This window comes from Faecalibacterium sp. IP-1-18 (genome assembly GCF_023347355.1).
GTDB lineage: Bacteria > Bacillota > Clostridia > Oscillospirales > Ruminococcaceae > Faecalibacterium > Faecalibacterium prausnitzii.
The window spans coordinates 2779421-2800553 of record NZ_CP094472.1 but is presented as its reverse complement, the minus strand read 5'-3'; the positions used below and the strand labels follow the sequence as shown (position 1 = coordinate 2800553).

Here is a 21133-nt window from a genome sequence, read left to right as displayed (position 1 = left end):
TATTTGAACATACGGATGCTACAAAAATCCGTGTTTTGTCTAATTTTTGTCGAATCGTTTGTAAAAACTAGGCAGTTTGTGCAACTGCCGGACAAGAGCTTAAAAAAGGTCGTTTTTTAAGCAATGCCGTCCCTATTCCACGGGATACCCTTCTGCGTCCAGCGGCAGCTCGGTGTAGGGGGCTGCCTGCGGGGCGGCTTCGGGTTCTGCCTCCGGTTCGCCGGAGGTCTGCTGCGCGGTGCTGTCGGTCAGCTGCTCGTCGTGCCGCTCGCCCCAGTCGCCGCTGTAATCCTCGCCGGAAGTCTGCTTTGCCAGTTCGTTCTGAGCGTCCTGCAGTCCAAGCACCGTGCCGGAAGGTTTTTCCAGCAGATACGCGCCCACGGCCTTCTTTTTATACACCAGCAGCACCCCGTAGCGGCTGGTCTCGCCGTTGCTTGCCGCCGGGAGCAGCGCCGACCATTTTTCCACAGTTTTGCCCTTGTAGCGGGCAAGATCCATGCCGCTCTGCTGCACCACCCCGTTGAAGGCAGAAAAACTGTCGTCCCACCTGCGGGGGATCTTGACCTTATCCGCCGTGATGGACGCGCCGTCCACCTCCAGCCCGTAGCCGGTGAACCATGTCTGGATGTCCTGTGCGCTCTCGATACGGTTCACCGGGGCAGCCACCGCCACCGTCCGGGTACTGATGAACCGCCCCAGCATGGCGCTGAACACCACCAGCGCGCAGCACGCCGCCCCTGCTCCCAGTTTTTTCAGGCTCGTCTTGCTCAGTGTGACCACAAACATATCCCCATGCCTCCCCGCCATTTGCGCTTGCATACTCTGCCACCAGCTTATGCACAAAAACAGGGGAGTATGATAAAAACACCCCCGGTCAGCGGCGCAAGCCCTGACCGGGGGTGTTTAGTCTCTTTTACCCGATATAGCTGATATTGGCGTCCAGCTCGCCGCTGTAGCCGTTGATGTGGGCTGTTCTGGTGCCCTGCCACATATCGCAGCCGATGGGGCTGGCAGAGACGCCGTAGTGGGCGTTCCAGATGGTGTAGCGGCTGCGCAGGGTGTTGTAATCCACCCGCTTGCGGTACCATGTGGTGGAGGCGTACACGCCGGGCTTGTAGCCCAGCTCCTTCACCCGCTCGCAGAAGGCGATGGCGCATTTGGTGCGGTCCTCAACACCCAGACCGTCGGCGCGGCCGGTGCCGCGCGGGGCGGTGGAGGCCTCGGTGTCATAGAAGATGGGGTAGTCCAGCATCCGGCCATTCAAAGCCCAGTTGCAGCCATCGGCCTCCTCCTGCGCCTCGGCCTCGTTCACGGCCTGCGTAAAGAAATACACGCCCACCTTCAGCCCCGCATTGCGGGCGTTGGTGAAGTGCTCCTCGAACATGGGGTCCTTGACCAGGTTTCCCGCAGCGCCGTAGCCCCGGTAGCCGATGCGGATGATGACGAAGCTCACGCCGGACTTTTTGATCTTGTTCCAGTCCAGCCCGGACTGATACTTGGACACGTCGATGCCAAAGGTCACGTTGTCCTGTTTAACGCCGTTGGCATCGAAATAATACAGCTTGCCGTCAATGGAGCGCAGGCCGGTGACTTTTTTGTTGGTGTCCTGCGCATAGTAGTAGGTCTTGCCGTTCTCGGTGCGCCAGCCGGAGTAGGCCGGAGCCGGTTCCTCTTCCTTATCCTTGCTGCCGAACAGCCAGTTGAACAGCCACCGGAAAAAGCCGTTTTCATCGGTCAGGTCGATGCACTGCGCCTCGGCATCTTCCAGCGCGCCGGAATCCAGCGCCTGCTGGATCTGCTCCGGGGTCAGCAGTACGCTGTCCTCCGGGGTGTGCTGGCTGGTGGTGTCGTTCTGGGCGGTGCCGTCCGCTGCGGGAGCCTGCGGGTCCTGCGCGGCCAGCTCCGGGGTCTCCTCCAGCAGCATGGCAGGGGAGTTCTCCTCCTCCAGCGCGGTATCCTCAGCGGGCTGTGCCGGCGTTTCCGGCGTTTCCGGTGCTGCGGCAGCTTCTTCCGGTTCAGCCGGCGCGGTTTCGGCAATTTCCGTTTTTTTTGCTTGTTCCGGGACAGACTCGGCCTGCTGCGGCTGCGCGGTGCTTTCCGCTGTCTGCTCCGGGGCAGTCGCCGTGCTCTCCGCTGCCGGGGCAGGGTCAGCCGGAGCAGTCTGCTGCGGTGCTTCGGCGGTGATGTGGGGCACGACCGCGCCCACGGTCAAAGTTTCCGGCTGTGCAGACAGCAGGGTCGCTGCCCCTGCGCCGCCCACAGCCAGAACCAGCGCCATGGTCAGCGCTGCAATGGCTGTCACCGCCTTGCGGCGGGCTGTGCCGGATCGGTCAAATCGTTTTTTCATCTGTCGTCTCTGCCTCCGAATCTCCCGGTGGTGCAGCGCAGCGCTGCCCCGGGTCTTTGCCCCTTGCCCGGGGCGGGCCCGCTTTTATTCCACGCCGCCCATGGGTTCAGGATAAAAAGGACGGCGGATGATAACTTTACGCTTCCTCTAGTATACACCCGCACGCGGGGAGCCGTCAACGGCACAGCGGGCTTCTACACAAATTCTCCACCGGGGCAGTGTGTCGGAAAAAGTTCCAAATGGAATACGTTCCGGCAGGGCAGAACATTGCACAAAGCCGAAATTTCACAATTTTTCCAGCAACCTCTTGCTGTCTTGACAGGTGTATGGTATGATACAGGACATACGTTCGTAACCTTAACGATCTGTTTTGGATAGAAAGGCAAGTTTTATGTCGAAGCTGAAAGAATTTTTGGTGCGGAAGGATATCGTCATCTCTCCGCAGCGTTACCTCATTGACGCACTGGGCGCAATGGCACAGGGGCTGTTCGCCAGTCTGCTCATCGGTACCATCATCAAGACGGTGGGTCAGCAGACCGGTCTTGCACTGCTGGTGGATCTGGGCGGCTACGCTACGGCCATGAGCGGCCCCGCCATGGCCTGCGCCATCGGCTGGGCACTGCACTGCCCGCCGCTGGTGCTGTTCAGCCTGATCACCGTGGGCTACTCGGCCAATGCGCTGGGCGGTGCAGGCGGCCCGCTGGCTGTGCTCATCATTGCCATCGCGGCGGCAGAGCTGGGCAAGGCCGTGAGCAAGGAGACCAAGGTGGATATCCTTGTCACCCCGCTGGTGACCATTTTTGCGGGCGTCGGGCTTTCCATGCTCATCGCCGCCCCCATCGGCGCAGCCGCAAGTCAGGTGGGCACTCTTATTATGTGGGCCACCGAGCAGGCTCCGCTGGTCATGGGCATTCTGGTGTCGGTCATCGTGGGTGTGGCACTGACCCTGCCCATCTCCTCTGCCGCCATCTGCGCCGCACTGGGTCTGACCGGCCTTGCAGGCGGCGCTGCCGTGGCGGGCTGCTGCGCCCAGATGGTGGGCTTTGCCGTGATGAGTTACAAGGAGAACGGGGTAGGCGGCCTTGTCAGTCAGGGGCTGGGCACCAGTATGCTGCAGATGGGCAACATCATCAAGAATCCCCGCATCTGGATCGCCCCCACGCTGGCCAGTGCCATCACCGGCCCGCTGGCTACCTGCCTGTTCCACTTTGAGATGAACGGCGCAGCGGTCTCCTCCGGCATGGGCACCTGCGGTCTGGTGGGGCAGATCGGCGTCTACACCGGCTGGGTCAGCGATATTGCCGCCGGTACCAAGGCTGCCATCACCCCCATGGACTGGGCTGCCATGGCGCTGCTGTGCTTTGTGCTGCCTGCCGTGCTCAGCGTAGTGTTCTGTGAGGTGGAGCGCAAGCTGGGCTGGATCAAAGACGGCGACTTGAAGCTGAACTAAATCGTTATAGTTAAACCACCGGAGCGTCTGCGGATGCTCCGGTGATTTTGTTTTGCGGGGGACGCCCTCTCAGTCTCGCATACGCTCGACAGCTCCCCCGAGGGGGGCTTTGCCTGAGGGAGACCCGCAAAACCCCATGAAAAAATACACTCAAATTGCATAAAATACGAATATATTTAAAAATATCTGCATAAAGATACAGATTGAACCAAAAGAAAAGCGAAACAGGCGCTATGTTTGGCAGTTTTTAGCATTGACGGAAAACCCGCGCTGCGTATAATAAAAGCATCAACCGCAAACGAAAGACAGAGGATGCGAAGGGAAATGCGCATCAGAGAACAAAAGTGTATTTTTATTAAAGGAGCGCGTTTATCATGAAAAAGGAAAACATCAAAAAAGTCGTGCTGGCTTACTCCGGCGGTCTGGATACCTCCATCATCATTCCCTGGCTGAAGGAAAACTACAACAACTGCGAGGTCGTCGCCGTTTCCGGTGACGTGGGTCAGGGCACCGAGCTGGACGGTCTGGAAGAAAAGGCCAAGGCTACCGGCGCATCCAAGCTGTATGTGCTGGATCTGAAGAAGGACTTTGTGGAGAACTACATCTTCCCCACCCTGAAGTTCGGCGCTAAGTACGAGGACTACCTGCTGGGCACCAGCTTTGCACGTCCGTGCATCGCCAAGGCACTGGCTGATATCGCCATCAAGGAGGGTGCAGATGCCATCTGCCACGGCTGCACCGGCAAGGGCAACGATCAGGTGCGTTTTGAGCTGACCCTCAAGGCCCTGTGCCCGGATATGGCCATCATCGCTCCGTGGCGTGAGTGGGACATCGAGAGCCGTGACGAGGAGATCGACTACGCCGAGGCGCACAACATCCCCCTGAAGATCAACCGCGAGACCAACTACTCCAAGGACAAGAACCTGTGGCATCTGAGCCACGAGGGTCTGGATCTGGAGAACCCCGCCAACGAGCCCCAGTACAATAAGCCCGGCTTTCTGGAGCTGGGTGTCAGCCCCGAGCAGGCACCCGATGTTCCCACCTATGTGACCATCCACTTTGAAAAGGGCGTTCCCACTGCCGTGGACGGCAAGGAGATGGGCGCTGTGGAGCTGGTGGAGTACCTGAATAAGCTGGGCGGTGCAAACGGCATCGGTCTGCTGGACATCGTGGAGAACCGTCTGGTGGGCATGAAGAGCCGCGGCGTGTACGAGACCCCCGGCGGCGCCATCCTGTACAAGGCCATCGACGTGCTGGAGACCATTACGCTGGACAAGGAAAGCTCTCACTTCAAGGCACAGCTGGCACAGAAGTACGCCGACATCGTGTACAACGGCCAGTGGTTCACCCCGCTGCGCGAGGCACTGGATGCCTTTGCCGACAGTCTGGAAAAGACCGTGACCGGTGATGTGAAGCTGAAGCTCTACAAGGGCAACATGATCAACGCCGGTGTGACCTCTCCGTTCACCCTGTACGATGAGCAGACCGCTTCCTTCGGCGTCGATAAGGATTACGACCAGTCCGATGCCACCGGCTTCATCAACCTGTTCGGCCTGTCCATCAAGGAGCGCGCAAAGCTGTCCAAGAACTGGCCGGAGGTCAAGTAATCGCAACATTTTCGACTGCGTGTGTTTTCACACTTTCACACGCGGGTTCTCACACCGGCATCGTTGCCGGCGGCACCGCCGCAGGAGCGTTTTCCCCTGCGGCGGCTTTGCCGTTTTTATAAGGAGTTTATATTATGGCAGAACAACTCTGGAAGGGTCGGTTTTCCAAGGCGGTGGACAGCCGCGTCAACGACTTCAACTCCTCCATCCGCTTCGACCAGCGGATGATCGCGCAGGATATGCGCGGCAGCGGCGTCCATGCCGCCATGCTGGCACGGCAGGGCATCATCTCGGAGCAGGACTGTGCGGATATCCTCAGCGGGCTGGCTTCCATCGCGGACGACCTGTCCAGCGGTGCGCTGACCATTGATCCCGCCGCCGAGGACGTGCACACCTTTGTGGAGCAGACCCTGACCGCCCGTATCGGGGATGCGGGCAAGCGGCTGCACACCGGCCGCAGCCGCAACGATCAGGTGGCGCTGGATATCCGCCTGACTTTGCGGGATTACAGCAAGACTTTGCAGGCTTACATCGTGGAGTTGGTGCGGGTGCTGTGCAAAAAGGCAGCGGAGAACACCGCCTCCGTCATGCCCGGCTACACCCACCTGCAGCGCGCCCAGCCCATTACCTTTGGACACGCGCTGATGGCCTATGCTTCCATGCTGCTGCGCGACCTCGACCGCTTTGCGGACGCCACCGCCCGCATGGACAGCCAGTGCCCGCTGGGCTCTGGCGCTCTGGCAGGCACCACCTACCCGCTGGACAGGGATTTCACCGCCGAAAAGCTGGGCTTCGCCGCCCCCTGCGCCAACAGTCTGGACGGCGTGTCCGACCGTGATTTCTGCATCGAGCTGGCAAGCGCCATCTCCATCTGCATGATGCACCTGTCCCGTCTTTCGGAGGAAATCATCCTGTGGTGCAGCTGGGAGTTCAAGTTCATTGAGCTGGACGATGCCTTTACCACCGGCTCGTCTATTATGCCCCAGAAGAAGAACCCGGATGTCACGGAGCTGATCCGCGGCAAGACCGGCCGGGTGTACGGCGACCTGAACACCCTGCTGGTGATGATGAAGGGTCTGCCGCTGGCCTACAACAAGGATATGCAGGAGGACAAGGAAGCCATCTTTGATGCAGTGGACACCTTGGAACTCTGCCTCAAGACCATCACCCCCATGCTGGACACCATGAAGACTCTGCCCGCCAATATGCGCCGCGCCGCCGCAAAGGGCTTTATCAACGCCACCGACTGCGCCGACTACCTGACCAAGAAGGGAATGCCCTTCCGGGATGCCTACAAGCTGACCGGCTGCATGGTGTCGGACTGCATTGCCGCCGACAAAACGCTGGAAGAGCTGACCCTGACCCAGTTCCAGACCTACAGCCCGCTGTTCGGGGCCGATATCTATGATGCCATCGACCTTGTGCACTGCTGCGAGGGACGCACCAGCTACGGCGGCCCCAGCGCCGCCAGCGTAGAAAAGCAGATCGCGCTGGCAACGGCACGGCTGGACGCATGGGAGGAGGAAAACGCATGAAGGTAAAGGTATTTATTGATGGCTCTTCCGGTACCACCGGCCTGCGCATTGCCGACCGTCTGGCCGAACGGCCGGAGATCGAACTGCTGTCCATCTCTGCCGAAGGGCGCAAGGACGTGCACGAGCGGGCAAAGGTCATCAATTCTGCCGACCTTGCCTTCCTCTGCCTGCCGGATGCAGCTTCTAAAGAAGTCATGCCCCTGCTGCGCCCGGACGTGAAGGTGTTGGACACCTCCACCGCCTTCCGCACCGATGCCGCATGGGACTACGGCTTCCCGGAACTGAAGGGGCAGAAGGCAAAAATTCAGAACTCTTACCGCGTGGCAGTGCCCGGCTGCTATGCCAGCGGCTTTATCAGCATTGCCCGCCCGCTGGTGGAGCTGGGGCTGGTGCCGCAAAGCTACCCCTTCAGCTGCACCGGCATCTCCGGCTACTCCGGCGGCGGCAAAAAGATGATCGCGGACTACGAAAGCCCCGACCGCCCGGCGCACAGCAAGCTGGATGCGCCTAAGAGCTACGGCCTGAGCCTTGGCCACAAGCACCTGCCGGAGATGCAGAAGATTAGCGGCCTTGCGCACACGCCGATGTTCGTGCCGGTGGTGTGCGACTACTACTGCGGCATGCAGGTGCTGGTGCCGCTGGATCTTACTCTTGCGGGCACTACCGCCGAGGCCGTGGCTGCCGCCCTTGCGGATTACTACAAGGACGCCGCCACCGTCAAAGTGCACGGCCTGAACGAGCCGCTGCCGGAAAACGGTCTGTACTCCAACGCCATGGCGGGCACCGACCGCATGGAACTGTACCTGACCGTGAACGCCGCGGGAGATCAAATGATGCTGGTCTCGCTGTTTGATAATCTGGGCAAGGGCTCCTCCGGTGCCGCTGTCCAGTGCATGAACCTGATGCTGGGTCTGGAAGAGACGAAGGGCTTGGAATAACAATACACCCTCATCCGTCATTGCTGGCGCAATGACACCTTCCCCCGTCTGGGGGAAGGCTTTATAAGAGGGTGCTGATGAAAAAGAATCAGCGTACCCGGCAGAAGTAAAAGGCTTCCCCCGGCCGGGGGAAGCTGTCACCGAAGGTGACTGATGAGGGCGTATGCTGAACGATGGGGGAAGTAAAATGCAGTATAAGGAAGTTGCGGGCGGCATCTGCGCGCCCAAGGGCTTTGCCGCCGCCGGTGTCCATTGCGGCATCCGGGCAAATCACAGCGAAAAATACGATCTGGCGCTCATCAAGGCCGAGGTGCGCTGCGCTGCTGCGGGCGTGTACACCACCAACAAGGTCTGCGGTGCGCCCATCAAGGTGGACCGCGCCCATCTGGCCGATGGCTATGCACAGGCCATTGTGGTAAACAGCGGCAACGCCAACACCTGCGCCGCCAACGGCGTGGCGCTGGCAGAGGAGTGCTGTGCACTGGTAGGCAAGGCGCTGAACATGGACGAAAAGGACGTTCTGCCCGCCTCCACCGGCGTCATCGGTCAGCCCATGGTCATCGACCCCTTTGCCCGGGGCATCCCGGCGGCAGCGGAAAAGCTGGCTGCCACCGCGCAGGGCAGCACGGACGCTGCCACCGCCATCATGACCACCGACACCCATAAAAAGGAGTACGCCATCCAGTTCGAGCTGGGCGGCAAGGTGTGCACCGTGGGTGCCATCGGCAAGGGCAGCGGCATGATCGCCCCCAATATGGCTACCATGCTGGCATTCTACACCACGGACGCCGCCGTCTCGCCCGCGCTGCTGGAAAAGGCGCTCAAGACGGTAGTGCCCGGCACCTATAACCAGATGAGCGTGGATCTGGACACCTCCACCAACGATACCCTTATTATTATGGCGTCCGGTCTGGCGGGCAACCCGGAGATCTGCGAGGAAAACGCTGATTACGCCGCTTTTGTGGCAGCGCTGACCGCCATTGCAGAGCACATGTGCGCCGAGCACGCCGGAGACGGCGAAGGTGCTACCCACCTGATCACCTGCGAAGTGACCCACGCACCCGACCTGAAAACCGCCCGCGCCGTCAGCCGCAGTGTGGTCTGCTCCAACCTGTTCAAGGCGGCGGTCTTTGGCCGCGATGCCAACTGGGGACGCATCCTGTGCGCCATCGGCTACACCCCCGGCGATTTCTCCATTGATAAGGTCTGCGTCTGGCTTTCCAGCAAGGCGGGCGAGGTGTATGTGTGCGAGAACGCCGCCTACCACCCGTACAGCGAGGATGAAGCCGCCAAGGTGCTGGCAGAGCACGATATTCTGGTCAAGGTGGATATGGGCACCGGCGAGGCAAGCGCCAAGGCATGGGGCTGTGACCTGACCTACGACTATGTGAAGATCAACGGCGATTACAGAACCTGACAGGAGCGCGGAACAGATGAAAAACGAAGAAATGGCGCGGCTTTTTTCGGAGGCCACCCCTTATATCCAAAAGTACCATGGCAGAACCATGGTCATCAAGTACGGCGGCAACGCCATGATCAACGAGACGCTGAAAAACGCCGTGATGAACGACCTTGTCACCCTGACGCTGCTGGGCGTGCGGGTAGTGCTGGTGCACGGCGGCGGCCCCGCCATCAACGAGATGCTCAAGAAGGTGGGCGTGGAAAGCCACTTTGCAAACGGTCTGCGGGTGACGGACGATGCCACCATGGAGATCGTGCAGCAGGTGCTGGCCGGTAAGGTAAACAAGGACCTTGTGGCAAAGCTGCGCGGGCGCGGCGTGGGTCTGTGCGGCATGGACGGACAGATGCTCCGCTGCACCGAGCTGGACCCGCAGCTGGGTCATGTGGGCGAGATCGTCCATGTGGATGCGACCCTGATCGAAAGCCTGCTGGACGGCGGCTTTATCCCGGTGATCGCCACCGTGGGCATGGACGACCTCGGGCAGGCGTACAACATCAACGCGGACACCGCTGCGGCCCAGATCGCCATTGCCCTCAAGGCCGAAAAGCTGGTGTCCATGACCGATATCGCGGGTCTGCTGCGGGATAAGGAGGACGAGACCACCCTCATCCCCGAGGTAGAGGTGACCGAGATCGAGGGCTACAAGTCCGCCGGCATCATTGCAGGCGGCATGATCCCCAAGATCGGCGGCATGGCAGATGCTATCTATCAGGGCGTGCACGAAGCAGTCATCATTGATGGCCGTGTGCCGCACTCCATCCTGCTGGAACTGTTCTCCGACCGCGGCTCCGGTACCCGCTTTTACCGCCGCAGCCACCGCGAATAAAAAGATTGCGCAAGCGAAAAAGCAGTATTATAATAGAAAAAACGCTCCCTCCGGGGGAGCAGCGCATGCGCGGAACTTCTATTCACAGGAGGTACACCTATGGATTCTGAAAAAGTCATCAAGCGGGACAACGAGTACGTCCTGCACACCTATAACCGCAATCCCATCGTGCTGGAAAAAGGCCACGGGCTGTACGCCGAGGGCCCGGAGGGACAGAAGTATCTGGACTTCACCAGCGGCATCGGGGTGAACAGCCTTGGCTACTGCGACCTTGCATGGGCAGAGGCTGTGTCCCAGCAGGCACACAAATTGCAGCACACCTCTAACCTGTACTACACTGCACCCTGCGGCAAGCTTGCCAAAAAGCTGTGCAAGCGCACCGGCATGAGCAAGGTTTTCTTCGGCAACTCCGGTGCTGAAGCCAACGAGGGCGCTATCAAGGCCGCCCGCAAGTACAGCGTAGACCATTACGGCAAGGACCGCTACAACGTCATCACGATGGTCAACAGCTTCCATGGCCGCACCCTTGCCACTCTGACCGCCACCGGGCAGGAGGTGTTCCACAACTACTTCGGCCCCTTCAACGAAGGCTTCCAGTACGTCCCGGCGGGGGATATCGAAGCGCTGCGGGAACTGGTGGACCGCCACACCTGCGCCGTGATGATGGAACTGATTCAGGGTGAGGGCGGCGTGATGGCGCTGGACCCGGACTATGTACAGGCCGTGCGCGCTTTGTGCGACGAAAAAGACCTTGTGCTCATCGTGGACGAGGTGCAGACCGGCGTAGGCCGTACCGGCACCTTCCTGTGCTGCGAGCACTATAACCTCAAGCCGGACATCGTCACCCTTGCCAAGGGACTGGGCGGCGGCTTGCCCATCGGCGCGGTGCTGATGAATGAAAAAGTAGCCGAGGGCATGGGCCCCGGCACCCACGGCTCTACCTTTGGCGGCAACCCGGTGGTCTGCGCCGGTGCCAACGTGGTGGTGGACCGTCTGGACCAGAGCTTCCTTGCGCAGGTCAGCGAGCGCGCCGTACAGCTGCGCACCGGCCTGGCAAAGCTGCCCCACGTCAAGAACATTTCCGGCATCGGCCTGATGGTGGGTATCGAATTCTTTGATGTGCAGGCTGCGGATGTGCTGGCTGCCTGCCGCGAAAAGGGCCTGCTGGTGCTTACCGCAAAGACCCGGCTGCGTCTGCTGCCGCCGCTGACCGTCTCCGAGCACGAAGTAGACATGGCGCTGGAGGTGCTGGCCGAGGTGCTGGGCACGATGGAGCCGACGGCTCCGAAGGAGCAGGCATGAAAAATCTGCTGAAAATGAGCGACCTTTCCCCCGCCGAGCTGACCCACATTCTGGATGTGGCAGACCAGCTGAAAGCGGACTGCAAGGCGGGCCGCACCGCCCCGCTGCTGGCGGGCAAAAGCGTGGCGCTCCTGTTTTCCAAAGCGTCCACCCGCACCCGCACCAGCTTTGAGGTGGGCGTGTACCAGATGGGTGGTCTTGGCAACTATATGAACACCGCCGAGCTGCAGGCCGGGCGGGGCGAGCCTTTGCGGGACACCGCCCGGGTGCTGGGGCGCTACTACGACTGCGCCGTCTGGCGCACCTACCGCCAGCGGGACTTGGAGGAGCTGGCCGAGCTTTCCGGCATTCCGGTGATCAACGGCCTGACCGACTACGCACACCCCTGTCAGGTGCTGGCTGACCTGATGACCATCCGGGAGCGCCGGGGCACGCTGGCAGGGCTGAAGCTCTGCTTTGTGGGCGACGGCAGCAACATGGCAAACAGTTTGATCGTGGGCGGCCTTTTGGCGGGGATGCAGGTATCCTGCGTCTGTCCTCCGGGCTACCGCCCGGCAGCGGATGTGCTGATATTTGCCCACAAATACGGCAATGCCTTCCACCTGACCACCGACCCTGCCGAGGGCGTGCGGGATGCGGACATCGTGGCCACCGCCGCGTGGAACACCACCGCCCCCGGCACCGCCGAGAGCGAGCAGCGTCTGCGGGATTTTGTGGGCTTCCAGCTCACCGGCCGTCTGCTGGAAAACGCCAAGCCGGACGCGCTGGTGCTGCACTGTCTGCCCGCCCACCGGGGCGAGGAGATCTCCACCGCCCTGTTCGAGCAGCACGCGGACGAGATCTTTGACGAGGCAGAGAACCGTCTCCACGTCCAGAAAGCCGTGCTGGCGGTGCTGCTGGCGGGCAAGTAAAACGCTTTTGAATGCCCGCCGCTATCGGGTTGCGGCACCCAGCATCCGCATCGTGCCTTGGGCGGCACTCGCGTCTTGCTGGCCGCTGCCCCAACAACTCCTCCCTGTTTCCGCCGCTGGCGGCGGTCGTCGTCGTTGCACTTTGGGCATCAATAGCGGAAAGAGTATTTTTTATTTGCAGTTCCGAAACGCCTGCGGGCGTTTCGGAACTGCTTTTTTATGGGAGAAAAGCATACCCCCCCCCCGTATCGTGATTTTGCCCATAATTTTGCGCCATTTTTTGGCAGGTGCTGCCCGCAAAAGCGCTTTATTTCCTTGAATTTTGGTGCTATACTCAACTTGGCATTTTTGTCCGTTCCGGCTGTGCCGTTTGGGGGTATAGCCGGACAAATCAACCGACAAAGGAGAGGATATCATGAAAAAACGCATCGTGAGCATGATACTGGCACTCAGTATGGTGCTCTCCATCCTTCCTGTATCCGCATTTGCAGATGCAGGGGCAGGGTTTTCTTCCGCAGCGGCGGAAGAAACCAACAGCATTACTTACAGCTCCGAAGAAGAGCATGAGGCTGTTGGTAAGAACTCTGAAACAAATAATCAGGTGGTCAAGATCGAGGTCGGCACGAACGGTCTGCCCAAGGCAGCGTCCGGTACCGGCTGGAGTTATGACGAAACTACCGGGCTGACCATCACCGGTACCGGCAGTGAAGATACCGAGTACATTCTGGACGGCACGGTCAGCTGCAATGTGACCGTCAAGAATGCTAATAGTCACACGGTTTATCTGCTGGATGGCACTGTCACCGGCACACTTTTGATAGAAGCCGACAATATGTACGGCGTCCGCGTTCTGGGCGGCAGCTACGCCGATGTGCAACTGAATTTGGGCACCATTGACGGTGGTACCTACGATAAGCTGACCGAGAACGGCGGCAATGTCCGGGGCGGCTTTTTCCGCGATATCTCCGGTCTGAGCGCCGACACGCAGCAGCAGGCACACCAGCTGCTGCTGCCGGAGAACTGCACCCTGAACGGACAAAAGGAAACAAAAATCTATATCATCAAGAAGTATAACTATTCCGGTAACGGGAACGATCTGGAACTGGTAGTGGAAAGCGACACCGGCTGCGATGTATGGGCGGTAGCCTCTACCGGCGGCAGTGTCATGGCACTGCCCGCCGGTACCCAAAATTACGCCTTCACATACTTTGACTCTACGATTGCCACGATCTCCATCAGCGCAGACGGAAAAACGCTTTCCGCCAGCTTTAACATGATCCCGGCGCAGAACGGCGCACCCATGAAGCTGGTTCCTATGGCACTTGGCGCCACAGAACTGCGCTTTAACAATGAGGGTCAGCCCGATCTGACCGACGTGACCTATGTGGACAGTCTGGACACGGACGCAAAGCTGCACCGTGTTTACATGGGCAACGGCTGGGGTTATAACTGCTACCCCAACGACAGCAGCAATGAAAGCACTTTGCAGATCCTGAATCAGGGCGGTGCAAACTTCGACTTCAGCGCGCTGAGCGATGTGCCTATCAACTGCTATGTCGAGATCACCAATGCTAATATTACCGGCGGTGAGTTTGGCGAAAACGGCCGACTGACGATCACCAGCGGTAAGATCAGCGGCGGCACCTTCCACAATGTCAGCGCGGGCATCAACTCGATCAATGGGAACAGTGCGGTCGAGATCACCGGCGGCACCTTTGATTCCCTGTTCTGCAATGGCTCTTGCTCTATTGCCAATGCGGTGATCCAGAGCTGCAATTTCAATACCTATGGCAATAACACCTACACCATTTCGGATACGGTTCTGGGCGAACTGCCTGACGGCATCCAGAAGCTGCTGCCCGCAGGACAGCAGCTCAGCACACTGGTGGTGCGTAACGGCGGTGTGACTGCGATGAACGGCAGAACTCTGCCTCTTTCCACCAATACCATCTATCTGGTGGGCGCAGGCAGCGCAGAACTTACCCTGAACACCGATGTACTGAGCATCAACGATGCACCGGTCGAAAACTACAACGCCAACACCTCTGCCGACGGCAAGGTGCTGCGCATTACCGGCAAGAATGACGGCGCAAAGATCTTTGTGAATAAGTCCACCGATCCAAGCGACCTCAAGCCCCTGCGCATTACCGAAAAGGGTCTGCCCGACCTGACCGGTGTGACCGGTGTGCCGATGAGCGGCGAGGGCATGACGGCTAACCTCTATGAGGGCCTGGGCTGGAAGTACGCCACCATGGAAGAGAACGGAAGGACACGCGCGGCGCTTTACATCACCACCCCGGACGGCAACCCGGTGGATCTTTCTTCGGATACCATCAACCCCTACCATAAGGCCATTGCCGTGGAGCAGATCACTTTTGCAAATGTGACTGTCACCGGCATCGTGGCAGAGGGCTCTGTTGGTGCGGAGAACACCATCATTCAGGACGGCACCTTCCAGAAGGATGTCTACATGGATGAAAACAGCACCATCGCAGGCGGCACTTTCCAGGATGTCGTCCGCGCTTATGGCAAGATCACTGGCGGCTCATTCATCGCTGAGGTCCAGCTGAACCAGAACAGCGAGGTCACCGGCGGTGTGTTCCACGATGTCCAGCTGCCGAGCTATGCCACGGAGAAAACGGTCATCCAGAATGCCGTGATCCTTGGCAGCCTGAAAACGGACAGCGACAGCAAGGCTGCTATTTCCAATACGGTGAGCTGCGGCTATATTGAAAGCAGATTCCTTGCCGCCGGTCAGCAGCAGAGCAAGCTGATGATGACGGACGGCACTGTGGAACGCCTCAACGACTATGCCGCAGCAACAGACGCGGTTTACCTTATCGGTAATGTCAAGGCAGAGATCCGCTTCAGCAATGCAGTCACGAACATCAACGGCGAGGATGTCAGCGCTTACAACGGCGCACAGCTTTCCGCAGATGGCAAGACCCTGACCCTGACCGCCAAGAATGACGGTGAGCCTATTGTGGTGAACATGGCCACCACCGGAAAGCTGCCCTTCTCTTCCCTGAGCAAGAGCGACTTTACCGTTTCCGGGACGATCGAACATCAGACCGTTAAAAGCAGCAAGGATGGCGTGGGCAAATTGAGCCTCGTCTATGTGCGCACCTACGACAACGAGGTGTTTGAAACCTACCCGGCGGGAGCGGACATGTACGGCCTCTACAAGCAGCGCATCGTAGCGCAAGAGGGCGACAAGTACACAGAAGGCTCGCTTGATATCGGCGAGGTGGTACGCAGATATCAACCGAAGCTCGACGACTTTGAGTATGACCCCAAGACCCAAACTGCAACCTATAAAGGCCCGATGTATTTTGACGATGCACCGCTGTATTCTATCCGGTATGTCCCGGAGGATGGCTCGTTCCCGTCTGTGACGAAGCCCACCAAGGCAGGCACTTACAGCGTTGACATCGTGGTGGATTCTAGTGACCACTACGTTGGCAACCAGTACGAAGTGGACACCTATACTGTGTCTGAGTCGAAGTACACCCTGACCGTGGACGACAAGTCTACCGAGCACGTTGCAGGTGAGAAGCTCAGCTTCACCGCAGACGAGAAGGACGGTTACACCTTCACCGGTTGGAAAGTGACCGGTCTGCCCACTGACGTGGACACCACCAAGGCGACCATCTCCTTCACGATGCCCGCAAATAACGTCACACTGAAAGCACAGTACACCGAGAACGCTCCCAAGACCTATAAACTCGATGTCACCGATGCACAGGTCACCCTGAAGGATGGCAGCGCTGTTGCCGACCTGACAGCTGTGTCCGTGGGTACAGAACTCAAGGCTACCGCAGACGAGGACACCGAGACCAGCGTGTTCAAGAGCTGGAACTGCACCGGTCTGGAGCTGACCGAGGAGCAGAGCACCGCACGCGTGGTGTACTTCACCATGCCCGACCATGATGTGAACCTGAAGGCGGAGTTCGTTACTCCTACGAATAAACTCGAGGTCACCGATGCAAAGGTCACCCTGAAGGACGGCGGCGCTGTTGCCGACCTGACGGCTGTGCCTGTGGGCACAGAGCTCAAGGCTATCGCATACGAGGACACCGAGACCAGCGTGTTCAAGAGCTGGAGCTGCACCGGTCTGGAGCTGACCGAGGAGCAGAGCACCGCACGCGTGGTGTACTTCACCATGCCCGACCATGATGTGAATCTGGTGGCGGAGTTCGTTACTCCTACGAATAAACTCGAGGTCACCGATGCAAAGGTCACCCTGAAGGACGGCGGCGCTGTTGCCGACCTGACGGCTGTGCCTGTGGGCACAGAGCTCAAGGCCACCGCAGACGAGGACACCGAGACCAGCGTGTTCAAGAACTGGAACTGCACCGGTCTGGAGCTGACCGAGGAGCAGCGCACCGCACGCGAGATATACTTCACCATGCCCGACCATGATGTGAACCTGAAGGCGGAGTTCGTTACTCCTACGAATAAACTCGAGGTCACCGATGCAAAGGTCACTTTGAAGGACGGCGGCGCTGTTGCCGACCTGACGGCTGTGCCTGTGGGCACAGAGCTCGTTGCCACCGCAGACGAGGACACCGAGACCAGCGTGTTCAAGAACTGGAACTGCACCGGTCTGGAGTTGACCGAGGAGCAGCGCACCGCACGCGTGGTGTACTTCACCATGCCCGACCATGATGTGAATCTGGTGGCGGAGTTCGTTACTCCTACTAAGCCCGATCCCGCGCCCGAGAACTATAAGCTTATTGTTTCCTATGCAAAGGTCACCCTGAAGGACGGCAGCGCTGTTGCCGACCTGATGGCTGTGCCCGTGGGTACAGAGCTCAAGGCCACCGCAGACGAGGACACCGAGACCAGCGTGTTCAAGAGCTGGAGCTGCACCGGTCTGGAGCTGACCGAGGAGCAGCGCACCGCACGCGTGGTGTACTTCACCATGCCCGACCATGATGTGAATCTGGTGGCGGAGTTCGTTACTCCTACTAAGCCCGATCCCGCGCCCGAGACCTATAAGCTTATTGTCTCCTATGCAAAGATTACCCTGAAGGATGGCAGCGCTGTTGCCGACCTGAAGGCTGTGCCCATGGGTACAGAGCTCAAGGCCACCGCAGACGAGGACACCGAGACCAGAGTGTTCAAGAACTGGAACTGCACCGGTCTGGAGCTGACCGAGGAGCAGCGCACCGCACACGAGATATACTTCACCATGCCCGACCATGATGTGGAACTGACTGCTGTGTTTGAAGTTCCTGCTACTCCCGATCCGGATCCCACTCCTGATCCTAAGCCGAACCCCGACCCCACCCCCGCACCCGGCGGTGACAGTGACGGCGGCGGTGCAGCCATTGTGGCAGTAGCCGCTGTGGGCGGCGCAGCCATTGGCGTGGGTGCCTATATCGCAGGCACCACGGCCTACCTGAAGAGCGTCCTGCCCGAGGGTATGGCCATCCCCGCTAACCGCCAGCAGCTGGCAGTTGCACTGTGGACCGCCGCAGGCAAGCCCGCTACCCAGAGCACTGCACTGTTCAACGATGTGGCAGCAGATGCCGCAGAGCTGCAGGCTATCCGCTGGGTCGTGGATACCGGCCTGATGTCCGCACAGGACGGCAGCTTCAAGCCCGGCAGCCGCGTAGGCCGCATGGAAGTGATCCGCACTTGGAAGACTTACCAGCAGCGCGGCTAAAACCGCTGCCCCTTAACCCCTTATAACCCCGCAGGGACTGCTGCACAGCGCTGTGCGGCAGTCCCTTTTTTGCGTCCCAAAAGGGTGCGCAAGGGCTTTTTTGGGGTTTTTCAGGGCGATTCGATGCATTTCAGGGGCCATTCACGCAGAATTGCTCCATTTTTGCCGCCGTTCGTGGTATACTACAGGCACAGAGCAGTGCTCTGTTCAATATGCCATTCCCGTAATTCCTATAGAGCAGAAAACCGTCCGGTAACCGCAAACCGGGCGGTTTTCTGTTTTTTGCGGGTGCGTGTGGTGCACCGGGTCGTTTCAGCGCATTTGCGGGGCGATTCGTGCCCAAAACCGTCCAAAGCGGGCAAAACGTGGTACACTGGGTACAACAAAAGCGCCCGGCTTGGAGGGCGCTTGAGAAGGAGAGAATCTTATGCAAAAACGGCTCATCAGCATGGTTCTGGCGCTGAGCATGGCACTGACCGCAATGCCGCTGCCCGCCCTTGCCCAGAGCGCCCCGCCCGACACCGCCAAGGCAGCCCGCTGGGCTGTGGAGGCCGGGCTGCTGCCCGACATGGGCGAGGGCGCCTTTATGCCCGGCAAGCGTGTGACCAAGGTACAGGTCATCCGCGCATGGAACCGGCTGAAAAAGCTGGGTCTGGCGAAATAACAATTGCCATCTCCCGATCGATCCTTTCCAATAAGTGCAGCAAGGCCGTCCGGCGAATGCCGGACGGCCTTGCTGCTTTTGGGGGAACGAACCCTCTCAGTCGTCGCTGCGCGGGAGCGCCTGAGAGGGTTTCAAACCGGTGGTGCCCACTTCATCGGGGTCAAAAGAGAACATCCCCCGGCAGGCAGAAACTTTCCCCGCAGAGGGCATTTTCAATCGTTCTCCACCCCGGGACACCCGGCGGCCTGCCATGCGGCGCACAGTACCTCTTTTTCCGCCTTGGAAAGCTTTTTCAGGGCGACTTCCCGGCGCAGGGCGGTGCGTTTGTCCGCGCAGCGCTCTATATAGGCAAAGCCTACCGCGCCGTGGGCGCGGGTGTAGCGCGCGCCCTTGCCGCTCTGGTGCGCTTTCAGCCGGGCGGCGGGGTGGTTCGTCCAACCGGTGTACAGCTGCCCGCCGGTGCAGCGCACCATGTAGACGTAGGCGACGTCAGGCAAGGCGTCCATTGTTTTTCAGCACCTGACGGCAGGCGGCAAGGGCGGTCTCCTTGTCCTTGGCGGTGATGAGGAAGCGGCTGGCGTGGCAGAAGCTGATGCCCGGGATGCCGCTTTTCTGCTCGATGACCTCCTGCGGCTGCCCCGCCCAAGACTGCGGGAAGGGCAGCTTGGACTTTTTGGTCTTGTGGTCGGTGACGCACTGGGCGCTCCACCCGCCGCGCTGGCTGGGGTACACCACAAACAGGGCATCGGTCTTGTACAGACCGTTTTTCCACGGCAGATAGCAGGGCAGCACCACGATGCCGTCGCGGGAGTTGCGGTAGGCCTGCTGCACCTTTTCGTCCGCGCGGTTCACGGCGTTGGCGCTGTCGATCTGGTTCTCCAGGATCTGCTTTGCCACGGCCACCGCCTTGAAAAAGCAGCTGTCCTGATCCTCCTTGGAGTCCCACACCGGGTTGAAAAAGCCGATGGCATCGCACAGGCTGTTCTGCTCGCCGGTGTTGTCGTTCAGGTCCAGCGGCTGGATGAAGTTTTCGTCAATGAGCCGCGCCTGCCGCTCGCCCACAAGACCGGGGCCAAGCACCCGCCACAGCAGGCCAAAGGCCGCGTAGGGCACGCCATTGGCACGGTACTCCCGGGGCTCCTGATGGTGGTCGAACATCCCAAAGCCGATATCGTACACGATGCCGTCAAAATCGTCAGGCACGGTAAAGCCGCGGGTGATCTTGATATCCGGGCGCAGAATTTGCAATAGCGCCGTAGCAAACACGTCATCGGCATGGAACTTGCCGGCGTGGGTAAAACCGTTTGCGGGAATTTTCATGGATTTGATACCTCGTTCTCCTAGTTTCGTCTGGTATCAGTATAGCACAATCCCGCCCGTGGGACAACAAAAAGGAGCTGCCGTACGGGTGCGGCAGCTCCAGATTGGTTCTATTTACAGCGCCGAGTAGCCGAAGCTGTTTACCAGCGCGTCAATGTGCTGCCCGGCCTTGCACAGGGGGCAGTCGCGGGAGTCGAAGCTGGCGTAATCCGGCAGACTGGTGGGGTCGAAGATGGAGGTGACCGGGTAGCCGAGGCACTCGTGGGTGGTGGCGAAAATCGCCGAAAGCCCGGCCACGATGCCGCCGTAGTAGTTCACGGCTTCCACGGCTGCCTGAATGGTGTAGCCGGTGGTGATGGATGCCGCCAGAATGAGGACGTGCTTGCCCTTGACCATGGGAGCAAGATTATCCCGCAGAATGATCTGGCTGCCGGAGGTGTATTCCGGGGTGACGATGTAGATGGTCTTGTGGGCGTTCATATTGGTAAAGCCGTCCTTGGTCAGCTCGTTGGCAAGGCAGGTGCCAATGACCTGTGTGCCGTCCAAGCAGAGCACGGTATCCACGATGGTGTTGTGCTGGTAAGCGCTGACCAGCTCCTTTGCCACGGCTTTTGCCTCGGAAAGGCGGGTCTTTTGGGTGGTCACGTCGATGTAATAGTTGATGTGGCTGTGGCTGGTGGCAAAATGTCCCTTGGCCACCCGCAGGAACAGTTCGCTTTTGCTGGTGGGAAGCTTGACCATGTTGATCATTGTACAGCACTCCTTTTTTCACCGGGCGCAGCTGCGCCGCAAAATACAAAACAGCGCGGCAACCCGTTCCGGTCGCAGCGCTTATTTTTCTTCTCTGCCTCTTTATTGTACTGAAAAATGCCGCTGTGCACAAGACACAAACCTGACGAAAAACCTTGCTTTTTTACAGACATATCGCCGAAAACTTGGATGCAAAGGCCGCTGCCGCCCGGAATGCTGCACCGCAAAGGGTACGCAGCGGCAAGACCGGTACGGCGGCAGGGGAGAAACACGCTTTTTTGCGCAGCACGGAAAATTTTGCAAAAAGGGACTGGTATTTTTGCGGGTTTTGAGTATAATATAATGGATAG

Annotated in this window: 16 protein-coding genes; 11 read left to right on the top strand and 5 right to left on the bottom strand. The window is 59.4% G+C overall.

Annotated elements, in window-relative coordinates:
• Nucleotides 1-132: 132 nt before the first annotated feature.
• Both MTP43_RS13285 and MTP43_RS13280 read right to left on the bottom strand, forming a co-directional pair.
• On the bottom strand, nt 133-786 hold the full coding sequence (locus tag MTP43_RS13285; protein ID WP_015537634.1) for a DUF4830 domain-containing protein: 654 nt from the start codon (nt 784-786) through the stop codon (nt 133-135).
• A gap of 127 nt (nt 787-913) precedes the next feature.
• Nucleotides 914-2347, bottom strand: coding sequence for a GH25 family lysozyme (locus tag MTP43_RS13280; protein WP_113621569.1), 1434 nt, complete (start codon nt 2345-2347; stop codon nt 914-916).
• A gap of 391 nt (nt 2348-2738) precedes the next feature.
• Here MTP43_RS13280 and MTP43_RS13275 point away from each other — a divergent pair, with 391 nt between their 5' ends.
• The 10 genes from MTP43_RS13275 (at nt 2739) to MTP43_RS13230 (ending at nt 18713) form a co-directional block, all read left to right on the top strand.
• Nucleotides 2739-3797, top strand: a complete 1059-nt coding sequence (locus tag MTP43_RS13275; RefSeq protein ID WP_113621568.1) for a PTS transporter subunit IIC — start codon at nt 2739-2741, stop codon at nt 3795-3797.
• A gap of 374 nt (nt 3798-4171) precedes the next feature.
• Nucleotides 4172-5404 carry an argininosuccinate synthase gene (locus MTP43_RS13270; RefSeq protein WP_097783317.1) on the top strand — a complete coding sequence of 411 codons (1233 nt, stop codon included), beginning with the start codon at nt 4172-4174 and terminating at the stop codon, nt 5402-5404.
• Nucleotides 5405-5538: 134 nt separating this feature from the next.
• Complete coding sequence (argH, locus tag MTP43_RS13265) at nt 5539-6939, top strand: argininosuccinate lyase (RefSeq protein WP_097783318.1); 1401 nt, start codon at nt 5539-5541, stop codon at nt 6937-6939.
• Complete coding sequence (gene argC, locus MTP43_RS13260; RefSeq protein WP_113621567.1) at nt 6936-7877, top strand: N-acetyl-gamma-glutamyl-phosphate reductase; 942 nt, start codon at nt 6936-6938, stop codon at nt 7875-7877. Before argH ends, argC begins: the two co-directional genes overlap by 4 nt.
• Before the next feature lie 187 nt (nt 7878-8064).
• Entirely contained in the window at nt 8065-9294 is a 1230-nt protein-coding gene (gene argJ, locus MTP43_RS13255; protein WP_097783320.1) for a bifunctional glutamate N-acetyltransferase/amino-acid acetyltransferase ArgJ, read from the top strand.
• 16 nt (nt 9295-9310) lie between these two features.
• The gene (argB, locus tag MTP43_RS13250) at nt 9311-10165 is read left to right on the top strand and encodes an acetylglutamate kinase (protein WP_005925352.1); all 855 of its coding nucleotides are present in this window, start codon (nt 9311-9313) and stop codon (nt 10163-10165) included.
• Nucleotides 10166-10264: 99 nt separating this feature from the next.
• Entirely contained in the window at nt 10265-11467 is a 1203-nt protein-coding gene (locus tag MTP43_RS13245) for an aspartate aminotransferase family protein (protein WP_117528278.1), read from the top strand.
• On the top strand, nt 11464-12378 hold the full coding sequence (argF, locus tag MTP43_RS13240; RefSeq protein ID WP_117528276.1) for an ornithine carbamoyltransferase: 915 nt from the start codon (nt 11464-11466) through the stop codon (nt 12376-12378). The genes MTP43_RS13245 and argF overlap by 4 nt, the downstream gene beginning before the upstream one ends.
• A gap of 415 nt (nt 12379-12793) precedes the next feature.
• Entirely contained in the window at nt 12794-18049 is a 5256-nt protein-coding gene (locus tag MTP43_RS13235; protein WP_249234896.1) for an InlB B-repeat-containing protein, read from the top strand.
• Nucleotides 18050-18476: 427 nt separating this feature from the next.
• Nucleotides 18477-18713 (top strand): hypothetical protein, encoded by a 237-nt coding sequence (locus tag MTP43_RS13230; protein WP_113621561.1) that lies wholly within the window; start codon nt 18477-18479, stop codon nt 18711-18713.
• A gap of 212 nt (nt 18714-18925) precedes the next feature.
• On the opposite strand, the gene MTP43_RS13225 is transcribed toward MTP43_RS13230, so the two are convergent.
• From MTP43_RS13225 to MTP43_RS13215, 3 genes are all read right to left on the bottom strand, one after another.
• Nucleotides 18926-19219 carry a GIY-YIG nuclease family protein gene (locus MTP43_RS13225; RefSeq protein ID WP_113621560.1) on the bottom strand — a complete coding sequence of 98 codons (294 nt, stop codon included), beginning with the start codon at nt 19217-19219 and terminating at the stop codon, nt 18926-18928.
• Complete coding sequence (locus tag MTP43_RS13220) at nt 19203-20033, bottom strand: MYG1 family protein (RefSeq protein ID WP_005925370.1); 831 nt, start codon at nt 20031-20033, stop codon at nt 19203-19205. Before MTP43_RS13220 ends, MTP43_RS13225 begins: the two co-directional genes overlap by 17 nt.
• 114 nt (nt 20034-20147) lie before the next feature.
• The gene (locus MTP43_RS13215) at nt 20148-20783 is read right to left on the bottom strand and encodes a phosphoribosyltransferase (RefSeq protein WP_113621559.1); all 636 of its coding nucleotides are present in this window, start codon (nt 20781-20783) and stop codon (nt 20148-20150) included.
• On the opposite strand from MTP43_RS13215, the gene MTP43_RS13210 reads away from it, so the two are divergent.
• Complete coding sequence (locus MTP43_RS13210; RefSeq protein WP_181969075.1) at nt 20773-21126, top strand: hypothetical protein; 354 nt, start codon at nt 20773-20775, stop codon at nt 21124-21126. The two genes, MTP43_RS13215 and MTP43_RS13210, sit on opposite strands and share 11 nt — an antisense overlap.
• The last annotated feature ends 7 nt before the right edge of the window (nt 21127-21133 follow it).

Excerpts from the sequence above, each read along its gene's own strand:
- MTP43_RS13285 (WP_015537634.1), bottom strand. The coding sequence starts at position 786 with ATGTTTGTGGTCACACTGAGCAAGACGAGCCTGAAAAAACTGGGAGCA.
- MTP43_RS13280 (WP_113621569.1), bottom strand. The coding sequence starts at position 2,347 with ATGAAAAAACGATTTGACCGATCCGGCACAGCCCGCCGCAAGGCGGTG.
- MTP43_RS13275 (WP_113621568.1), top strand. The coding sequence starts at position 2,739 with ATGTCGAAGCTGAAAGAATTTTTGGTGCGGAAGGATATCGTCATCTCT.
- MTP43_RS13270 (WP_097783317.1), top strand. The coding sequence starts at position 4,172 with ATGAAAAAGGAAAACATCAAAAAAGTCGTGCTGGCTTACTCCGGCGGT.
- argH (WP_097783318.1), top strand. The coding sequence starts at position 5,539 with ATGGCAGAACAACTCTGGAAGGGTCGGTTTTCCAAGGCGGTGGACAGC.
- argC (WP_113621567.1), top strand. The coding sequence starts at position 6,936 with ATGAAGGTAAAGGTATTTATTGATGGCTCTTCCGGTACCACCGGCCTG.
- argJ (WP_097783320.1), top strand. The coding sequence starts at position 8,065 with ATGCAGTATAAGGAAGTTGCGGGCGGCATCTGCGCGCCCAAGGGCTTT.
- argB (WP_005925352.1), top strand. The coding sequence starts at position 9,311 with ATGAAAAACGAAGAAATGGCGCGGCTTTTTTCGGAGGCCACCCCTTAT.
- MTP43_RS13245 (WP_117528278.1), top strand. The coding sequence starts at position 10,265 with ATGGATTCTGAAAAAGTCATCAAGCGGGACAACGAGTACGTCCTGCAC.
- argF (WP_117528276.1), top strand. The coding sequence starts at position 11,464 with ATGAAAAATCTGCTGAAAATGAGCGACCTTTCCCCCGCCGAGCTGACC.
- MTP43_RS13235 (WP_249234896.1), top strand. The coding sequence starts at position 12,794 with ATGAAAAAACGCATCGTGAGCATGATACTGGCACTCAGTATGGTGCTC.
- MTP43_RS13230 (WP_113621561.1), top strand. The coding sequence starts at position 18,477 with ATGCAAAAACGGCTCATCAGCATGGTTCTGGCGCTGAGCATGGCACTG.
- MTP43_RS13225 (WP_113621560.1), bottom strand. The coding sequence starts at position 19,219 with ATGGACGCCTTGCCTGACGTCGCCTACGTCTACATGGTGCGCTGCACC.
- MTP43_RS13220 (WP_005925370.1), bottom strand. The coding sequence starts at position 20,033 with ATGAAAATTCCCGCAAACGGTTTTACCCACGCCGGCAAGTTCCATGCC.
- MTP43_RS13210 (WP_181969075.1), top strand. The coding sequence starts at position 20,773 with ATGTTGATCATTGTACAGCACTCCTTTTTTCACCGGGCGCAGCTGCGC.
- MTP43_RS13215 (WP_113621559.1), bottom strand. The coding sequence starts at position 20,783 with ATGATCAACATGGTCAAGCTTCCCACCAGCAAAAGCGAACTGTTCCTG.